The 14,119-nt window shown below is 61.8% G+C and carries 12 protein-coding genes and 1 pseudogene; 12 read left to right on the top strand and 1 reads right to left on the bottom strand.

Features of this window, described 5'->3' with window-relative positions:
- Positions 1–401 precede the first annotated feature (401 nt).
- From HX830_RS03445 to HX830_RS32015, 5 genes and pseudogenes are all read left to right on the top strand, one after another.
- A complete protein-coding gene (locus HX830_RS03445; RefSeq protein ID WP_152738973.1) occupies positions 402–1,106 on the top strand; it encodes an ABC transporter ATP-binding protein in 705 nt (234 codons plus the stop codon).
- Positions 1,103–2,302 (top strand): ABC transporter permease, encoded by a 1,200-nt coding sequence (locus HX830_RS03440; RefSeq protein ID WP_152738970.1) that lies wholly within the window; start codon positions 1,103–1,105, stop codon positions 2,300–2,302. Before HX830_RS03445 ends, HX830_RS03440 begins: the two co-directional genes overlap by 4 nt.
- Positions 2,295–3,785, top strand: coding sequence for a TolC family protein (locus tag HX830_RS03435; RefSeq protein ID WP_152738967.1), 1,491 nt, complete (start codon positions 2,295–2,297; stop codon positions 3,783–3,785). Before HX830_RS03440 ends, HX830_RS03435 begins: the two co-directional genes overlap by 8 nt.
- The gene (locus HX830_RS03430; RefSeq protein WP_177098978.1) at positions 3,775–5,052 is read left to right on the top strand and encodes an efflux RND transporter periplasmic adaptor subunit; all 1,278 of its coding nucleotides are present in this window, start codon (positions 3,775–3,777) and stop codon (positions 5,050–5,052) included. Before HX830_RS03435 ends, HX830_RS03430 begins: the two co-directional genes overlap by 11 nt.
- 371 nt (positions 5,053–5,423) lie before the next feature.
- A pseudogene (locus tag HX830_RS32015) lies at positions 5,424–5,555 on the top strand (type VI secretion system contractile sheath small subunit); the annotation flags it as partial.
- Between the two features lie 24 nt (positions 5,556–5,579).
- Here the strand turns inward: HX830_RS32015 and HX830_RS03420 are convergent.
- Positions 5,580–6,551 (bottom strand): LysR family transcriptional regulator, encoded by a 972-nt coding sequence (locus tag HX830_RS03420; RefSeq protein ID WP_152739309.1) that lies wholly within the window; start codon positions 6,549–6,551, stop codon positions 5,580–5,582.
- Between the two features lie 299 nt (positions 6,552–6,850).
- Between HX830_RS03420 and argH the strand changes: the two genes are divergently transcribed.
- From argH to HX830_RS03385, 7 genes are all read left to right on the top strand, one after another.
- The gene (argH, locus tag HX830_RS03415) at positions 6,851–8,278 is read left to right on the top strand and encodes an argininosuccinate lyase (protein ID WP_152738962.1); all 1,428 of its coding nucleotides are present in this window, start codon (positions 6,851–6,853) and stop codon (positions 8,276–8,278) included.
- A gap of 170 nt (positions 8,279–8,448) precedes the next feature.
- Positions 8,449–9,327, top strand: a complete 879-nt coding sequence (locus HX830_RS03410; RefSeq protein ID WP_177098977.1) for an amino acid ABC transporter permease — start codon at positions 8,449–8,451, stop codon at positions 9,325–9,327.
- A 20-nt stretch (positions 9,328–9,347) separates the two neighbouring features.
- The gene (locus HX830_RS03405) at positions 9,348–10,112 is read left to right on the top strand and encodes an amino acid ABC transporter ATP-binding protein (protein WP_103494095.1); all 765 of its coding nucleotides are present in this window, start codon (positions 9,348–9,350) and stop codon (positions 10,110–10,112) included.
- A gap of 38 nt (positions 10,113–10,150) precedes the next feature.
- The gene (locus tag HX830_RS03400; protein WP_103494094.1) at positions 10,151–10,969 is read left to right on the top strand and encodes an ABC transporter substrate-binding protein; all 819 of its coding nucleotides are present in this window, start codon (positions 10,151–10,153) and stop codon (positions 10,967–10,969) included.
- Between the two features lie 16 nt (positions 10,970–10,985).
- A complete protein-coding gene (locus tag HX830_RS03395; protein ID WP_103494093.1) occupies positions 10,986–11,828 on the top strand; it encodes a polysaccharide deacetylase family protein in 843 nt (280 codons plus the stop codon).
- Positions 11,821–12,726, top strand: a complete 906-nt coding sequence (locus HX830_RS03390) for a polysaccharide deacetylase family protein (RefSeq protein ID WP_177098976.1) — start codon at positions 11,821–11,823, stop codon at positions 12,724–12,726. The genes HX830_RS03395 and HX830_RS03390 overlap by 8 nt, the downstream gene beginning before the upstream one ends.
- 76 nt (positions 12,727–12,802) lie before the next feature.
- The gene (locus tag HX830_RS03385; protein WP_177098975.1) at positions 12,803–13,975 is read left to right on the top strand and encodes an MFS transporter; all 1,173 of its coding nucleotides are present in this window, start codon (positions 12,803–12,805) and stop codon (positions 13,973–13,975) included.
- Positions 13,976–14,119 lie beyond the last annotated feature (144 nt).

Below are 14,119 nucleotides of genomic sequence, written 5' to 3'. Positions count from 1 at the left end.
TTTTTATACCCGTGAAAGCCTTTGAAAGCAAGCCTCTACGCCGGGTACCGTGTCTTATCGGGTGTTTGAAAACCATTCTATTTGGGTTCAAAAAGACACAGTTGGAGGCAACTGTGTCCAGGCTGTCCCTCGTGAGCAAGGCTAGTGCCTGCACTCGTCGCGGCCGGCTTGACCGACCAATAAAATGTATCCAGTTGTCACAAAGCCCTGCCTGAAATGTCTTGGCCTTCCTTGAACCCGGCGGCTGGCGTCGCCCCAAGATCACGGTTACTATTCAAACAATTATTTGAAACAATAAAATAAACCTTGTGCTTGTCCCTGCCCCGAGAACCGCCTGAGCGTCCCACAAAGCGCCCGGGACGGAGGCTCCTGCCGGGTCAAGCCGGCCGGCGCGGTCAGCGATGACAGACACGATTGCTCACGAAGGCTTCATCTCCCTGCAAGGCATCGCCAAGCGTTATCGCCTCGCCGAGCAAACCCTCACCATTCTCGACAATGTCTCGCTGTCCATCGAGGCCGGTGAAAGCTGTGCCATTCTCGGCGCTTCCGGTTCGGGCAAAAGCACCCTGCTCAATATCCTCGGGTTGCTCGACCTGCCCGACAGCGGCCACTATCGTTTTGCCGGCCATGACATCTTCCGCTCCAGCCCCGACCAGTTGGCGGCGATCCGCAACCGGCAGATCGGCTTCGTCTTCCAGAGTTTCAACCTGCTGGCGCGCCTCAGCGCCCTGGACAATGTCGCCCTGCCCCTGAGTTATCGCGGTGTCCCCCGTGGCGAGTCACTGACCCGGGCCATGGCCATGCTCGAACAGGTCGGCCTGGAGGCGCGCGCGCACCATCGCCCCGCCGACCTCTCCGGCGGCCAGCGCCAACGGGTGGCGATTGCCCGGGCGCTGGTGGGGGAACCTTCGGTGATCCTCGCCGACGAACCCACCGGCAACCTCGACAGCAGCACCGCCCGGGAAATCATGGACCTGTTGCTGGAGCTCAATCGCGTCCGCCAGGTCACGCTGATCATCGTCACCCACGACCCGCAGATAGCCCAACGCCTGGGGCGGCAGATCCGGGTGCACAACGGCGTGATACGCGAGGCCTGCCCGGCATGAGCGTGCAGGTCGAACAAAGTGCCAGCCAGTTGCTCCACGAGGCCTTTGTCAGCCTGAGGACCTTGGGTAAACGCTCGCTCCTGGCCTTGCTGGGGATTGTCATCGGCAGTTCATCGGTGATCGCCCTGATCAATATCGGCCACAACGCGGCCCAGGAAGCCTCGGCGATCTTCAAGGACATGGGCACCGATACGTTGTCGGTGCAGTTTCCCGGCAATGCCGATGTACGCACGCCGATGCCGGCGACCCTCGATGTGTCGTCGTTGAACACGGCGTTGCCAGGCCTGCTGGAGATCGCCCCGATCACCCTGTCCAGCGCCGCGGTGGTGTTTCACGGCCGGGCCAGCAACGCCAATCTGGTGGGCAGCACCGCCCAGTTGATGGGGGCCATGCGCCTGCAACTGGATGAAGGACGCTTTATCTCCGACTTCGATCACGGCGAAACCTATGTCGTGGTCGGGCACAAGATCGCCCAGGCCTTGAGCAAACCCGGCGACCCGCTGCGCCTGGGCGAACGCATCCGCATCAATGACTACCTGTTCCAGGTGATCGGCATCGCCCGCAGCCAACCGCCGGCCATCCTGATTCCGGTGCAGGCCGACGACTCGCTGTTTCTCCCCCTTGAAGGCCTGGGGCGAATCATGAGCGACCCGCAGATCAGTAATCTCATCGTGCGGGTGGCCCCCGGCCAGGACACCAATCAAGTCGCCGATGCCCTGACCCAGGCCTTGAAACAGCGCCTCAGGGGCCGCCAGGTCGAGGTCCAGGTACCGCAACAGATGATTGACGGCATGACCCGGCAAAGCCGGACCTTCGGCTACCTGCTGATGGCCCTGGGCGGCATTTCCCTGGTCGGCGGCGGTGTCGGGGTGATGAATGTGATGCTGATGAACGTCTCCGAGCGCCGTCGGGAGATCGGCGTGCGCATGGCGCTGGGCGCGCGGCGCAAGGACATCCGTAATCTGTTTCTGCTGGAGGCGGTCACCCTGACCGCCGTCGGTGCTTTATCCGGTGCGCTGCTGGGCATGGCCGCAGCCTACCTGTATGCGCGGATGTCCGGCTGGCAATTTTCCCTGGCGGTGCTGTCGCTGCCATTGGGGGTCGGCAGTACCCTGCTGGTGGGCCTGTTCTTCGGCCTTTATCCGGCGATTTCGGCATCACGACTGCAACCGGTGGAGGCCTTGCGCGATGAATAGATCCTGGCCATGGATGGCGCTACTGCTCTGCCTCTCGTACGGCCCGGCCTTGGCCGGCGACGATCTGGTCGGCCAGCCGTCAGCCCCGAGTCTGCGGAGCAATCAGGCCCGTGGCGTATTGTTGAGCCAGCAGAACACCGACCTGACCCTGGGGGACGCGGTGTACCTGGGGTTGCGCAACAACCGCAGCATCCGCAGCGCCTACCTGCAACGGATCGCGCAGAAGTTCGACCTGCGGGTTTCTGAAGATGTATTCAATCCCAAGCTGTTGCTCAGTGGCACCTATCAGGCGAACCGGGGTTCCAAGGACAGCTCGCGCAATGCCACCCTCTCGCCGACCACCAGCCTGCTCAGCGAGTACGGCACCCGCCTGAGCATGGCCTGGACCCAACAACTGACCAATGCCGATGTCGCCGGTCGTTATCGCAGCGACGGCCTCGACCTGGCAATTATCCAGCCGCTGCTGCGGGGCGCCGGTTGGGATGTGACCACCGCCCCACTGCGGGTGGCGCGGATCGCCGAGCAGGTCAACCGCCTGAGCCTCAAGTCCAATGTCGCGCAGACCATCAGCGACATCATCACCTCCTACCGGGAAGTGCTCAGGTCCCAGGAACAACTGACCATTACCCAGGACGCGCTCAAGCGCGCCCGTGCCCTGCTCGACGTGAACAAGGCGCTGATCGCCGCGGGGCGCATGGCCGAGTTCGAAATCGTCCAGACCGAGGCCGATATCGCCACCCAGGAATTGGGCGTCGAGGAAGCCCGCAACCAGGTGGATATCAATCGCCTGTCGTTATTGCGCCTGCTGGCCCTCGACCTGTCCACGCCGATCCGCGCCACCGAGGCGCTGGAAGCCAACCGGGTCAACATCGACAAGCAGGACGCCTTTCGCGTGGCCCAGGTCCAGCAGCCGGACTACCTGGCGTCCTTGCTCGGCAGCCAGCAGGCCGACCTGAACCTGGTGATCGCCAAGGACCAGAGCCGTTGGGATGTGTCGCTGATCGCCGGGGCCAACCAGATTCGCGATCGCACCGACAATGACCTCGGCAACGTCGGCAGCCGCCGTTGGGACAGCTACGCCGGCGTGCAGGTGCAGATCCCCATCGGCGACCTCAGTACCCGCCAGGCCGAAGTGCATGCCCGGATCGATGTCGAGAATCAGCAGATCACGCTCGCCGATGCCAAGCAGGCGCTGGAGCGCAGCGTCAATGACGTGGTGCGCGACCTCGGCACCCGCTGGCGGCAATACGAGATCGCCCAGCGCGCCGTCGACCTTTCCCGGCGCAAGCTGGATATCGAGCGGGAAAAGCTCAGTGCCGGGCGCTCCAGCAACTTTCAGGTCCTGAGCTATGAAGGCGACCTGCGTAACGCCGAAAACGCCCGACTCAACGCCCTGATTGCCTATTTGAACGCCCAGACCCAGTTGGATCTGACCCTGGGCATGACTCTGGAGAGCTGGGACATTGCGCTCAATGACTACTGACACAACGACCCGCCGCAAACGCTGGTTGCAAGGCGGCGCACTGGGGCTGGTGGTCGTCGTCGCCGCCACGGTGATCGGCTATCGCGCCCCGGCTGCCGATCCGCCGAAGAACGGCCAGTGGATCCCGGTGCAGACCGCGCCGCTGGTCCACCAGATCGGCCTGGTGGGCAAGATCGAGCCGCAGAAAACCATCACCCTTACCGCGCCCTTCGACGGAAATGTGCGCGCCGTGCTGGTGGAACAGGGACAGCGGGTCGAGTCCGGGCAGACACTGGTGCAGATGGACCCGGCGCTGCTGGAAATCCAGCTGCGCGACGCCTTGTCCGCCCAGCTCAAGGCACGCCGCGCCGTCCAGGAGTTGCAGGACTGGAACAACAGCCAACAGGTGGCCCGCGCCCGGCGCTCGCTCAGGGCGGTGGAAATGTCCGTCGGCAACAACGAGCGCAAGCTGCGCGAAAGCCAGACCCTGCTCCAGCGCGGCATCATCGCCCGTGGCGAGCTGGACGATCTGCAGCAGCAACTGCAAACCCAGCGCCTGGATCTGGCGGCGGCCCAGGGTGATCTGCGACAGGCCCTGGACCAGGGCAAGGGCGAATATCGCCAGATCGCCGATATGGAATTGACCAATACCACGGTCAAGTACGAAGCCTTGCGCACCCTGCTTGAGGGAAAGAATGTGTTGGCACCGTTTGCCGGTATCGTCGTGCCGGCTCCGGGGGCGTCCGGCCCGCAAGGCTCGACAGCCAGCAGCGCCGGGCCGGTGCAGAACGGCAGCCGGGTCACCCAGGGGCAGGTCTTGTTCGGCCTGGCCAATATCGAGCAGCTGAAGATCGTCAGCAAGGTCTCGGAGCTGGACATCAACCAACTGCATCAAGGTCAGAGCGTCGAGATCCTGGGAGACGGTTTCGACGGTGTGCGCCTCGACGGCGCCGTCGATATTGTCAGCAGCCTGGCGCTGCCCAGCGATGCGCCCGGCGGCGGCGCACAGTTCCCGGTGACGCTCTCGGTGCCGAAACTGAGCAAGGAGCAGTTGCAACGGGTCCGGCTGGGCATGAGTGCCCGGCTGACTATCATCACCTACCGCAACGAGCAGGCGATCGTGCTGCCGCCCGCGGCGCTCCAGCATGTCGATAACGGCCTTGAGGTGGAATACCGCGAGGCGGTGGGTCAGCCGGTCAAGCGCGTGGCGGTCACCACCGGCCAGGCGACACCGGAAGGCGTCGAGGTGTTCGGTTTACAACCCGGGTTTGTGCGGCTGTTGGAGTGACGCGCTGACGACGGAGGGCAATGGACAACATGGGTTAAAACGTCCCGCTCTTTCCGATGAAGCTTCCTGTTGCTCAAGGCCGTTTTACCTACAAGAATAGCGGTTTTCTAGAAAGCTCCTACGTATATATACGTAAATATGACGGCTATTAAAATCCGCTCATAACTAGCACCCGGCTGAGCCTGCTTTAGACTAAAAAGGTCGAGCTTTTTACCCTCTGTTCTCCTTACGCAGTGCGCCCATTCTGTAGAGAACCCGTCATGTCCAATGAAGATTGCGACCCATTACCGCCCGCCGCCATCAAGGCGAACACCCGGGGCGCCCTCGGGCCAGGTCCCGGCAACGGTGCCGCGCCGAACCCGGGGCTCCCTTTGAGCAAGTTGATGGCACTGCGCGATGCCTTGGTCGCACTCAAGGGACCGTTGTACGACGAGCCCGGCTTTCGGCAAGTGATTGAAAGCGTGTTGCTTAACAATGAGGTCCATGAGCGGGTATTGGGCAAGCGGGTTGGCGGCTTCAGCTCGCCCCTATCCCTGCAACGGCGCTTTGAGATCTACCCCCAGGGCCTGGGCGAAAGCCTTGACCAGCGGGCTGCGCGTCGTGTTGTGGCGCAGGATCAGATTGAAGGGAGTGCAATAGCTGACCCGCTCCGGCATCAAGGCCCGCAATAAGCCTTTGGCCACCAACGGGGCGGCATAGTGCTGCGGCAGGAAGCCAAGAAAACGCCCGGTCTGGACAAGCATCGCCACAGCCTCCACCTGGGACGCCGAGGCGGAAAAACTGTCGTAGGTGACAAAGTCGAGTTTGTCGCGATGGATGGCATAACGGTGGTTGACGAACGGGTACTCACGCAGCACTTCGACACTGCTGAGCGCGTCTTCCGAGTCGAACAGCGGGTGTCCGACACCACAGTAAACCTCGGCCCGCTCCTCATAGAGCGTGAAATAATCAAACTCTTCTCTTTTTTGATAAACCGGTACTATCCCCGCAATATAACGACCTTCTACAACCCCTCGCTCCACTTCATCCAACTGTGCCGCGTGCAGGCGAAATCTTACTTTCGGTGACTCATCGTGAATCTTGCGCAGCGCGGCAACTAACGGAGAATTAAGGTCGGAAATAGTATTGTCCACGACGCCTACACTCAAGTCGCCGATCAGTTCGTTCTGGGCCGAACTAAGTCGGTCGCGAAAGTTGTCGACCGAGGCAAACAAATCAATTGATGCCTGGTACACCAGACTGCCCTCTTCGGTCAGGCAAAAACCCTCTCGTCCACGGGTACACAGGCGCATGCCAATGCGGATTTCCAAGTCGGAAATCTGCTTGCTGATGGCGGCCAGCCCCACATTCAGCTCATTCTGAGCCGCGCTGAAGCCCCCGGCCTCGACCACCGCCTTGAACACTTTGAGTAATTTGAAGTCCAGTCCACTGAGTGCCAAGGGCGCTCGCTGTCCGGGTTTCGGCGCCGGGTTTCCAGAATTGGAAAGCTGGGTTTCCATCATGCTTATTGACCTCGAACCACATATTCAACAGGCTTAGCTCCACAAGAAAAACGTCGCCGGTCGATAATAATGAACACAGAAAACCAGGCTTGGCAACCACCGATATTTTTTGCAAATCAGCCACAAGTCGCTGATTGCAAGCGTTTAAACGCCATTCTTTTGTACTTGTAGGTGTCCACGAGCGGCGTCTACAAGGATTCGTAATCTGCCCTCCTGATAGTGCATGACCCTGCCCCTCCCCGGACGGTTGGCGGCGGTCCTGTGTTGAATCGATCATTTGCTGGAGGAAAACAACAATGGCTCAAGCCACCGACCGTCTCTGGGGCGCCCGTTTCAAGAGCGGCCCATCCGCCGCCCTGGCCGCCCTCTCCCGCTGCCCGGATGGTTATTTCCGCCTCACCCCCTATGACCTCGCCGGTTCCCGGGCCCATGCCCACGAATTGCAGCGGGCCGGCCTGCTCGACGAGCAGGAAACCAAAAGCATGGTCGAGGCCCTGGACACCATCGGCGAGGATTTCCGCGCCGGCCGTGTCGCCCCGACCCTCGACGACGAGGACGTGCACACCTTTATCGAGCGCCTGCTGACCGAGCGCCTCGGCGCCCTGGGCGGCAAGCTGCGCGCCGGGCGTTCGCGCAACGACCAGACCGCCAATGACCTGCGCCTGTTCCTGCGTGACCATGTGCGCACCCTGGCGGTGGAAGTCCTGGCCCTGCAACAGGCGCTGGTCGACCAGGCCGAGCAACATGTGCAGAGCATCTGCCCCGGCTTCACCCACTTGCAGCAGGCCCAGCCGATCGTGTTCGCCCATCACCTGCTGGCCCACGCCCAGGCGATGTTGCGGGATGTCCAGCGGCTGGTGGACTGGGATGCCCGTACCTCGCTGTCGCCCTTGGGCGCGGCGGCCATGGCCGGTTCGGCCATTGCTCGCCAGCCGCAGCAATCGGCGCGGGAAATGGGTTACAGCGGCGTCTGTGAAAACTCCATCGATGCAGTGGCCAGCCGTGACCATGTCGCCGAGTTCCTGTTCGTCGCCAGCATGCTCGGGATCAATATCTCGCGCCTGGCCGAAGAGTTCTGCCTGTGGTCGTCCCGGCAGTTCCGCTGGGTGGCGCTGGACGATGCCTATGCCACCGGCAGTTCGATCATGCCGCAGAAGAAAAACCCGGATATCGCCGAGCTGGCGCGGGGCAAGGCCGGCCGCCTGATCGGCAACCTGACCGGGCTGCTGTCGACCCTCAAATCCTTGCCGCTGTCCTATAACCGTGACCTGAGCGAAGACAAGAACGGCGTGCTCGACAGCGTCGACACCCTGTTGCTGGTGCTGCCGGCCATGGCCGGGATGGTCGCGACCATGACCGTCAACGTCGAGGAATTGCGGCGCCAGGCGCCCCTGGGTTTCACCCTGGCCACCGAAGTCGCCGACTGGCTGGCGATGCGCGGCGTGCCGTTCAAGGAAGCCCATGAAATCACCGGCGCGCTGGTCAAGGCCTGCGAAGCCGGCGATCTGGAACTGTGGGAAGCGAGCCCGGCGTTGTTGGCCGAGATCGATCCACGCCTGACCCCGCAAGTGCGTGACTACCTGACCCTGGAAGCCGCCATTGCCGCCCGTAGCGGTTGGGGCGGAACGGCGCCTGAGCGAGTTCGCGAGCAGATCGCCCGGTTGAAAATCGCACTCGAAGCACAGCACCAATGGGCCGCCGAATACGCCGGCCTGCGTGTGTAGCAAGGCTTAGAAAACACCGCCCCCCTGTAGGAGCAGGGCTTGCCCGCGAAGCTTTTGGCGGCCTTGATGGCCCCTTCGCTGCGATGCGGCGGCCCGACAAGCCAGGCTTCTACAGGACGGTGTAACCAGAAACAACGGCGGCGCCCCGGCGCCGCATACGGAGAAACACCATGAGCCAATCCCAGGCAGAACGCTTGCTCGCTGAGCGCAAACTGGCCGAGAACCAGTTCGATATCACCCAGTACGAACACGTACCGCGGCGCTATTACGGACGTATTTTCTTCGCCACCCTGATCGTCGTCGCCCTGGTCGGGCTGGTCCGGGCCTTTGCCCAGGGCCAGATCGAATGGTCCTATATCGGCCAGTTCCTGACCGCCAACGCGATCCTCACCGGGCTGCTGAACACCATTATCATGGCGATCCTGGCCATGGCCCTGGGCGTGGTATTCGGGGTGATCACGGCGATCATGCGCATGTCGGCCAACCCGATCCTGCGCTATGTGGCGATCACCTACACCTGGCTGTTCCGTGGCACGCCGCTGATCCTGCAACTGCTGCTGTGGTTCAACCTGGCGCTGATCTTCCCGACCATCGGGATTCCCGGAGTATTCCAGCTCGATACCGTCAGCCTGATGACGCCTTTTGTCGCCGCGCTGCTGGGCCTGTCGATCAACCAGGGCGCCTACACCGCCGAAGTGGTCCGCGCCGGCCTGCTCTCGGTGGACACCGGCCAGTATGAAGCCGCCAAGTCCATCGGCATGCCGCAACTGCAAGCCCTGCGCCGGATCATCCTGCCCCAGGCCATGCGCATCATCATCCCGCCAGTGGGCAACGAGTTTATCGGCATGGTCAAGATGACCAGCCTGGCGAGCGTGATCCAGTACTCGGAACTGCTCTACAACGCCCAGAACATCTACTACGCCAACGCCCGAGTCATGGAGCTGCTGATCGTCGCCGGGATCTGGTACCTGGTCGCCGTCACCGTACTGTCCTTCGGCCAGAGTCGCCTGGAACGGCGTTTTGCCCGTGGCGCCGGCAAGCGCTCGTAAGTGTCCTGGAGAATTCGAACATGAGAAGCATCATCAAGGCTGTCGGCCTGAACAAATACTACGACTCGTTCCACGCCCTCAAGGACATCAATATCGAAGTCGAGCAAGGCGAAGTGCTGTGCATCATCGGTCCTTCGGGTTCCGGCAAGAGCACCCTGCTGCGCTGCGTCAACCAGTTGGAAAAGATCGACAAGGGTGGCTTGTGGGTCGACGGCGAACTGGTCGGTTACCGGATCGCCGGCAACAAGCTGCATGAACTCAATGAAGCGCAGATCGCCCGCCAGCGGCTGGCCACCGGCATGGTGTTCCAGCGCTTCAACCTGTTTCCGCACATGACCGTGCTGGAAAACATCATCGAAGGCCCGGTCCAGGTGCTCAAGCGTTCGCCCAAGGAGTCGGTCGAGGAAGCCCTTGAGTTACTGGCCCGGGTCGGCCTGGCGCACAAGCGCGACAGCTATCCCATCGAGCTGTCCGGCGGCCAGCAGCAACGGGTGGCCATCGCCCGGGCCCTGGCGATGCGGCCCAAGCTGATGCTGTTCGATGAACCCACTTCGGCACTCGACCCGGAATTGGTCGCAGAGGTGCTGTCGGTGATGCGCGACCTGGCGCAGACCGGCATGACCATGATCGTCGTCACCCATGAGTTGGGCTTCGCGCGCGAAGTCTCGAACCGCATGGTGTTTATGGATGGCGGCCAGATCGTGGAGGAAGGAAGCCCCGAAGAACTTCTAATAAGTCCACAAAACCCGCGCACCCAAAGCTTCATTTCTGCCGTTCGAACCTAGGTTCCCTGAGCCTTCACAACATTCATAAGAGAACGACCATGAAGAATTTCGTCATTCCCGCAGTACTCGCCGGCCTTATGGCCTCCAGCTTTACCTGGGCCGCCGAATTGCCCGCCAGCATCAAGGCCAAGGGCGAGATTGTCGCCGCGATCATGCCCAACTACCCGCCGATGGATTTCAAGGACCCGGCCAGCAACGAGCTCACCGGTGTCGACTTCGACCTGGGTAACGCCCTGGCGCAGCATATGGGTGTGAAAATGAAGTGGCAGGAAACCTCCTTCGAACAGATGATCAACGCCCTGACCACCAAGCGCGTGGACATCGTGCTCTCGGGCATGACCGACACCGCCGAGCGCCAGAAAGCCGTGGACTTCGTCGATTATTTCACCAGTGGTTCGCAGTTCTACACCCTGGAGAAGAACAAGGACATCAACGAGATGACCGATATCTGCGGCAAGACCGCCGGTACCAGCCGTCGCACCACCTTCCCGGCGGAAATCGCTGCCTGGAGCAGCGCACACTGCCCGGCTGACAAACAGATCAAGGTGATCGGCACCGAAGGTTCGGCCGACGCCCGCGCACAGCTGCGCCAGAGCCGTATCAACGTTGCCGTGCAAGGCAGCGAGACCCTGCCGTACCTCGCGAACCAGGAGAAAAACACCTTCAAGATCATCGGCACGCCGATGGTGGTGCAGTTCACCGGGATTGGTGTGAGCAAGGAAAACCAGGAACTGCGGGACGCTATCCAGGCGGCCCTGCAAAGCATGATCGCCGACGGCAGCTACCAGGCCATCCTGAAGAAATGGGACCTGTCGGTGGGTGCCGTCGATAACATCGCCGTGAACAAGGGCCAGTAAACAGGAGCTGCCACTCATGTCCTCGACCCCGACCTGGCCGGATGGGCACAAAGCCTGCCTGGCCCTGGCGTTCGACCTCGACGGCCCCACCGGCGATGCCATGCTCGATGGCTCGATCTGGCACAAGCCCGAGTACTTCGGTTTTGGCGGCTACGGCCCGTATCGGGCGTTGCCGCGGATTCTCGACCTGCTCGACGAGTTCCGCCTGCCGACCACTTTCTTCGTCCCGGCCTGGGTCGTGGAAAACTGGCCCCGGCAATGCCAGGCGATTGTCGAACGCGGACATGAAGTGGCCTACCACGGCTACAAACACGAATCCTTTTACGCCCTGACGCTGGAACAGCAGCGGGACGTGATGAACAAATGCCGCGAGGTGTTCTGGCAACACCTGAACATCCGCGCCGAGGGCTTTCGCACCCCCTCCGGTGACTGGCGCGCGGAAACCCCGGCGATGCTGGTCGACGCCGGGGTGACCTATTCCAGCAGCATGCGCGGTGATGACCGGCCCTACCTGGTGCAGGTGCCGGGCCATGCGCAGCCCTTGGTGGAAATCCCCGGCCGCTGGGAAATGGACGACTACGCCTCCATTGCCTACACCCGCGAACCGAATTTTCCGTCCGGGCTGGACCGCACGGCCAGCTATGAGCTGACCCTGGACAACTGGTGCCGGGAATTCGATGGCGCGGTTGACGAAGGACTGTGCCTGACCACTCTGTTTCACCCCAAGATCACCGGCAAACCGGGCCGTATCCTGCTGCTGGAGCGGCTGTTCGAGCATATGCGCGAGCGCGATGACGTCTGGTTTGCCACCTGCCGCGATGTCGCCCATTGGTGGCTGAAGGAGCATCATCATGGCTGAGTTGCAACGTCCCGCGTTCCAGAGTCCATGGCCGGCGCCGTATCGCTGCGCCGTAGTAATTACTATTGATTACAATGATATACACGGCATTCTTACCCAAGCACCTGAGGTTGCCGGGCGCGACAAAAGCCTGTCGGTCTGGCGCTATGGCAGCCAGCGCGGGGTTGAGCGCCTGCTCGGTTTATTCGAGGAACTGGGGGTACGCAGCAGCTGGTGCATCCCGGGCATCGTCGCCGAGGAACAGCCCGCGCATATCCGAGCGATCCAGGCCGGCGGCCATGAAATCGCCTGTGCCGGATATCGGCACCAGAACTACGACACTCTGACCCTCGAGGAACAGAAGGCAGCGCTCGCACAAGGTTGCAAGGCCCTGGAGGCACTGACGGGAGAACGACCCAAAGGCTTTAGGATTCCCGCCGGCAATTGGCTACCGGGTTTCACCGAGGCCCTGCATGACGAGGGTATCCTCTGGTCGTCCTCCTGGCGTGGCGACGACCTGCCCTTCGCCCATCCAACGGCACCGCAGGTTATCGAACTGCCGCTGCACTATGAGCTGGAGGACGAACCCTACTTCGCTTTCAACCTCAGCCCGGCGGTGCCACCGGCACAATCACGGATCGCGTCCTACAGCCATACCCTGGGCAACCTGCAGATGGACTTTGCCGGCTTTCACCGGTTCGGGCTGTGCTATGTCCTGCGTCTGCACCCGGAAGTCATTGCCACGCCGGGGCGTATCGGTGTGCTGCGGGAGTTGCTCAAGGGGATCCAGCAACATGACGACGTGTGGATTGCCACGGGCGCCGAAGTGGCCCAGTGGTGGGACGACAACGGTCGCGCCATGACGGCGGACCATCCGGCGGCGGTCTATGAGCGCCACTACCGCAAGTATCTGCCGTGATGTTGCAGTGGTCCTGCCCGCGAAGCTTTTAGCGGTCTGACAGAGACGTTTCCAAAACAAGGATATAAGCACCACCGTGGCCACCTATTCCCTCGTTATCCGTCGGCTGATGATCTGCTCCGTGACCATCGTCGTCAGCCGTGCCATCACCAGTCCGCTGCTGACCCTGTTCCTCAGCAGGAAGCTCGGGCTGAACCAGCAGGATGTCGGCCTGCTGATGGGGATCGCGGTGTTTATCGCCACCCTGCTCTCGTTGTACGGCGGCTATATCATCGACCGTCTGGAAAAACGCCGGCTGATGATCCTCGCCATGCTCTCCAGCGGCATCGGTTTTACCCTGCTGACGTTCGCCCATGACCTGTACCTGACCACCCTGACCCTGGTGATGACCGAGACCGCATCGGCGCTGTTTCTGATCGGTTCCAAGGCCATCATCAGCGAGAACCTGCCCATCGACCAGCGGGCCAAGGTCTTTTCCCTGCGCTACACCCTGACCAATATCGGTTACGCCACCGGCCCGATGCTGGGCGTGGTGATCGCCGGGGTGCAACCCTTGGCGCCGTTCCTGATGGCCGCCGGTATCGCCTTTGGCAGTATTTTCCTGATGTTCGGCATCACCCCGACCGCCCAGGCCCAGATCGGCAAGCCCCCCAGTTTCATCAAGACCCTGGTGACGCTGCGCAATGATCGGACGCTGATCCTGTTTACCTGCGGCAGCTTGCTGAGCACCATCGTCCATGGCCGCTTCACGCTGTACCTCTCGCAGTTCCTGCTGGTGACCCACAGCAGCCAGGATGCCCTGACCACCTTGTCGGCGATCCTGGCCTGCAACGCCATCAGCGTAATCCTGCTGCAGTACCAGATCGGCCGCTTTCTCAAGCGTGAGCAGTTGCGCTACTGGATCGCCATCGGCACCAGCTTGTTTATCGTCGGGTTGATCGGCTTCAGTTTTGCGCAGAACCTGATGACCTGGTGCGCGGCCATGTTCATCTTCACCCTGGGGGAGATGATCATTTATCCGTCGGAATATCTGTTCGTCGACACCATAGCCCCGGAGGATCTGCGGGGCAGTTACCTCGGCGCGCAGAACCTGGCGGCCCTGGGCGGTGCATTGAGTCCGGTGATCTGCGGTTATCTGCTGATCCATGCGGCGCCGGGGACGATGTTTTATGCCTTGAGCGGGCTCACGGCGATTGGTGGCAGCCTGTGTTTCCTGGCGGGACGCGGTGTGCGCTCATTGCAGAAATGAGGCCGGGTGCGGTTTCTTCAGATAAAGGTTTTGTGACTTTGAGGGCCTCTTCGCGGGCAAGCTCCGCTCCCACACGAGGTCTTTGTCGTATACAAAATCTGTGTTCGACGCACATTCTGTGTGGGAGCGGAGCTTGCCCGCGAA

Origin of the sequence: Pseudomonas gingeri (genome assembly GCF_013385425.1) — a bacterium.
GTDB classification, from domain to species: domain Bacteria; phylum Pseudomonadota; class Gammaproteobacteria; order Pseudomonadales; family Pseudomonadaceae; genus Aquipseudomonas; species Aquipseudomonas gingeri_D.
The sequence above is the reverse complement of the archived record's forward strand: the minus strand, read 5'-3'. Positions and strand labels throughout refer to the sequence as shown.

Bases quoted from the DNA above. Each gene is read 5' to 3' on its own strand.
- HX830_RS03430 (WP_177098978.1), top strand. From the start codon at position 3,775: ATGACTACTGACACAACGACCCGCCGCAAACGCTGGTTGCAAGGCGGC.
- HX830_RS03435 (WP_152738967.1), top strand. From the start codon at position 2,295: ATGAATAGATCCTGGCCATGGATGGCGCTACTGCTCTGCCTCTCGTAC.
- HX830_RS03445 (WP_152738973.1), top strand. From the start codon at position 402: ATGACAGACACGATTGCTCACGAAGGCTTCATCTCCCTGCAAGGCATC.
- HX830_RS03440 (WP_152738970.1), top strand. From the start codon at position 1,103: ATGAGCGTGCAGGTCGAACAAAGTGCCAGCCAGTTGCTCCACGAGGCC.
- HX830_RS03410 (WP_177098977.1), top strand. From the start codon at position 8,449: ATGAGCCAATCCCAGGCAGAACGCTTGCTCGCTGAGCGCAAACTGGCC.
- HX830_RS03395 (WP_103494093.1), top strand. From the start codon at position 10,986: ATGTCCTCGACCCCGACCTGGCCGGATGGGCACAAAGCCTGCCTGGCC.
- HX830_RS03390 (WP_177098976.1), top strand. From the start codon at position 11,821: ATGGCTGAGTTGCAACGTCCCGCGTTCCAGAGTCCATGGCCGGCGCCG.
- HX830_RS03400 (WP_103494094.1), top strand. From the start codon at position 10,151: ATGAAGAATTTCGTCATTCCCGCAGTACTCGCCGGCCTTATGGCCTCC.
- HX830_RS03405 (WP_103494095.1), top strand. From the start codon at position 9,348: ATGAGAAGCATCATCAAGGCTGTCGGCCTGAACAAATACTACGACTCG.
- HX830_RS03420 (WP_152739309.1), bottom strand. From the start codon at position 6,551: ATGGAAACCCAGCTTTCCAATTCTGGAAACCCGGCGCCGAAACCCGGA.
- argH (WP_152738962.1), top strand. From the start codon at position 6,851: ATGGCTCAAGCCACCGACCGTCTCTGGGGCGCCCGTTTCAAGAGCGGC.